Annotated in this window: 4 protein-coding genes; all 4 read right to left on the bottom strand. The window is 41.1% G+C overall.

Annotated features, from left to right (window positions below; genetic code table 11):
• Positions 1-426: ATP-binding protein (locus ABYT26_RS17540; protein WP_372756314.1), on the bottom strand; the 426-nt coding region annotated here is incomplete at its 3' end.
• Between the two features lie 190 nt (positions 427-616).
• The gene (locus ABYT26_RS17535) at positions 617-2908 is read right to left on the bottom strand and encodes a multiheme c-type cytochrome (protein WP_372756312.1); all 2292 of its coding nucleotides are present in this window, start codon (positions 2906-2908) and stop codon (positions 617-619) included.
• The gene (locus ABYT26_RS17530; RefSeq protein WP_372756311.1) at positions 2909-3370 is read right to left on the bottom strand and encodes a ubiquinol-cytochrome c reductase iron-sulfur subunit; all 462 of its coding nucleotides are present in this window, start codon (positions 3368-3370) and stop codon (positions 2909-2911) included.
• 22 nt (positions 3371-3392) lie between these two features.
• On the bottom strand, positions 3393-3910 hold a 518-nt coding region (locus ABYT26_RS17525), incomplete at its 5' end, for a hypothetical protein (protein ID WP_372756309.1).

Here is a 3910-nt window from a genome sequence, read left to right as displayed (position 1 = left end):
CTTATTGCATTTAAATTCATCAGTCATTTTAAATAAGCTAGTCCGTCTATGCCACGAACATCTGAAACAAGCTGGCTTTTTGCCCGGTCTTTCAAAATCAACATTTATATCTCGATAAATCAGTTCCACATCCAAGCGTTCGCAGAAAGATTTCAGAAACTCCCGATCCACTTCGTAAGGCAATTCCAATACATTGATATGCACAGCAACAACCTCAAAATCCTGTTTCTTAAACTTACGCCTCAAAGCAAGAAGTTCGAGTAAAGCTAAAGAATCTTTACCTCCTGAAACTCCTACCAGTATTCTGTCACCATTCTCTATCAGATCAAAATCGCTAATGGCTTTCCCCATTCTTTTAGCAATTTTTCGCTGAAAATACTGATCTTTCTTTTCCTGCTCCCTCTTAGGCATTTTTACTTTATCCATTTTCTTTTCTTAAAGATGCCAAAAATAGAAGATTCTTTCCGAACTCACGATTTTTTGATCAATTTAAAATCAATTAGAATAAACTAGCTACAAATTCGCTCTCGGAAAACAGAATGCTTTGAGTTGGAAATAAAAAAGCAATAGAATCAACGAATTCTATTGCTTTTTCTCATTTAGTTTGTCTAGCTTTTTAGTTCAGTAGAGCTTCGATATTTTCTTTACCGTTGATGTCGGGGAATTTCTCCAATATTTTCCGAGCTAACTTTTGAGTCTCATTATTCTGCTTGTACTTCACATGCAGATTTAACAATGCAACATAGAAATTAGGGTTCTCAGGCTCAATTTTAATGGCGCTTTGTAGGTAGCTAACTGCTTTTTGTGGCAGTTCATTAAAATCGTACATCATGGCAATATTGTAGAAAATTCTTGAGTTTTGAGGCGAAAGTTTGGCAGCTTTTAGCATGTACTCAAGGGATTCATCGTAGCGTTTTTGTTCCGATAAAAATAGAGCATAAGTAAAAGTTGTATTTCCATCCTCAGGAACATTGTCCAGGTAATCTTTCAGCAAAATTTCCGTCTTTTTATATTCTCCTTTGCTATTGTAAAGAAGAGCCAGGTTAATCTTGATAGGATGAAGTTCATGATCCTGTTTCAGGGCTCTTTTATAGAATTCTTCGGCTTTGTCAATTTGTTTGGAATTGAAATAGAAATTGGCCAAATTAAATTTCCCGGAAGGAAAATCGGAATTGTATTCCAGAGCATCAAAATATTCTTTTTTGGCTTTTTTCAGTGCATCCTTATATTGATTTGGAATTTGATCGTTGCTGGTTGCATTTAGCTTGGTAGCGCATTCAATACGAATTGCTTTGCTTTGATCCTTCAGCATTCCCAGTACTTTTTGCAAGGTTTTATTATCGTCCATAAGTAGATTTTGCAAGGCGTTGTAACGAATGGCGCCATTCGAATTGCCAAGAGCATCGTATAGGATTTCCTTACTTTGGGCCTGGTAATTCATGCCCAAAAGATGAAGAGCCGTTGCTCGTACCATTTCCGGGTAAACATCATCCTTGTAGATGTGAACCAAATCGTCGTAGCCTTTCTGACTTCCACTTTCTGCTTCTTTAAAGGCCACTCCATACTGAGAGGGACGACTAATGCCGTGCCATTCCTCTACCTTGTCAACTGCCCATTGTGTCGATTTATCAGCATGACATTGGTTGCAGGCGTTGGGAGTTCCCAGTTTCTGAGTTAAATCAGGACGAGGAATTCGAAAGCTATGATCGTTTCGATAATCTACACCCATATAAAACTGTGCCGGCATGTGGCAGTTAATACATCGAGCGCCATCGCCAACTTCAAATTTCACTCCATCATCAGCAATTACGGCTTCACCTTCTTCACCTTTCGATTTATGAAAATGATGATTGTAGGTATCGTAGTCGTCGGCACGGTGACATTGGGTGCACAATCGGTTGTCCTCGAACAGGCGTTTTGTACTGTGCACGTTGTGGCAGTCGTTGCATTTCACACCTCTCATGTACATTTTACTCTGTGTAAAGGAGCCGTACACGTAATCTTCATCAAGAATTTGTCCATCGATATGGTAGTTTTCGCCAGTTGGCAAATTGGGAATGGTATGATTGTAGATGTCGGCGCTGTGCTTAAAGTCGGAAAGCGCACCACGACGGGTGTGACAGCGAACACATAGGTCTACATATTCTTTATTGTCGATGCCGCTGGTTTTTACCACCAAGCCAAAGTTGCTATGTTCATCGCGGGCATAATCAGCCTTCGCTGCCCATTCGAGATGTTTTGATGCCGGTCCGTGACAAGCCTCGCAACTCACATCAATCTCGCTCCAGGTGGTATGGTAGGTATCGGTTTTTACATCGTAGCCTTTCACCAGGTTGGTAGAGTGGCAGTCGGCACACATTCCATTCCAGTTCTGAGCCTGATTGGTCCAGTGCAGCCAGTTGTCGTGCTCAATCACCTCATTGGTATAGGTTACCGATGCCATGTGATACCACTTGTTGTCTTTGGAATCCCAGGTCAGAGGCAGACATTGCAATCTTCCGCCGTCGAATTCAACCAGGTATTGTTGCAAAGGATAGTAGCCGAACACATATTTAATCTCGAACTCTTCCGGTTTGCCTGATTCTCCATCCGTAAAGGCATAAAAGCGATTGTCTCTTTTGTACAACTTATGTGTCATGCCGTTGTATTCTATGCTTTGATTGTTGAAATCACCCAGCACAGTAGAATCGTTGGCATGATCCATGGCTTTGTCGTGATCGGAGCCTACCCAATCGCTGTATTCACTTTGGTGACATTCGATGCAAGTTTCTTTGCCAACATAAGTTGCTTCCTGCGATTCTATATTGCTTCTTCCATAGGTGTTTACGAATAAATACAAGGGAATGCTAAGTATGCTTATGCCTATCGCAACTAAGCTGATTCGTTCTATGGTGCTTTTATTTTTCATCTATGCGTAGGTTATTTGCGATTTGCTAAAAGAGCTTCTTTGAATGGCTTTGCTCGTGTCTACGAAAATTTCACCCTGAATAATTTCTATGGGAAAAAAGTCCAAAGGACGAGTGGCTGGTGCAGAAGTAACTTCTCCAAGTTTATCGAACTGAGAAGCATGGCAGGGACAGTTGAAACCTCCTGTTTTGGGGTTGATGTTTACCACGCAGCCCAGGTGTGTGCATTTAATAGATAAGGCCATAAAACCTCCATCTTCAAATCGTTTCAGATAAAACTGACCGGTTAGGAAGGAATAGAACTTGTTGGCTTCAAATTCATCTACTTTTCCAGCTTTAAACAACTTTTTCTTCTTTGTGGAAGTATCTACTTTACTCACACTTCCTTTGATCAGGAACAAAGCCTCGATGGAGGCCAGAGCAAATAGTATTCGTTTGATAAATTTTCGTCGGTTGAGTATCATTGTTTTTTTGCTTGTTCAGAGATTAAAAGATCAGTAACATTCCTTCAGCCCGAAGCAGAAGAGAAATCAGCATCATGCAAATGTAGGACGATAGAATGATGCTTGTGCAGGCCATGATCAGCTCGGTGCGATCGGCCTGATGCTTACGATGCCAGAATAGCAGGTAAGCTGCCAGGGGAAGAACATACAAAAGTATGGGAAGTAATCCCGTAGAAATCCAGCTGGGCCAGGAATGAAGCCAAAGGTCGAAATGCAGAAAATGATCTAGTAAATAGATCAGTATAAAAGTAAATGCAAAAGCAATTAAGCTTGATTGAATGGTAATTTTCTTTCCCAGAGGAGAATGAAACCACACACCTACATTCAGCTTTTTGTACTTGTAAAAAGGCAGGTAAAAAAGATGGCAGGCAACAGCAATGGGAATAATCACAGCACTGAAAAAAGGATGTACGTGAAGGAGGAGTTCCTGAGCGCCCAGAAAATACCAGGGTGCTTTGCTCGGGTTTGGACTCTTCAAAGGGTTTGCCTGCTCGAGCAAGG

Source organism: Labilibaculum sp., assembly GCF_041595635.1.
Taxonomy (GTDB): domain Bacteria; phylum Bacteroidota; class Bacteroidia; order Bacteroidales; family Marinifilaceae; genus Labilibaculum.
Note: the sequence above shows the minus strand (reverse complement) of the source record. Positions and strands in the feature narration are given on the sequence as shown.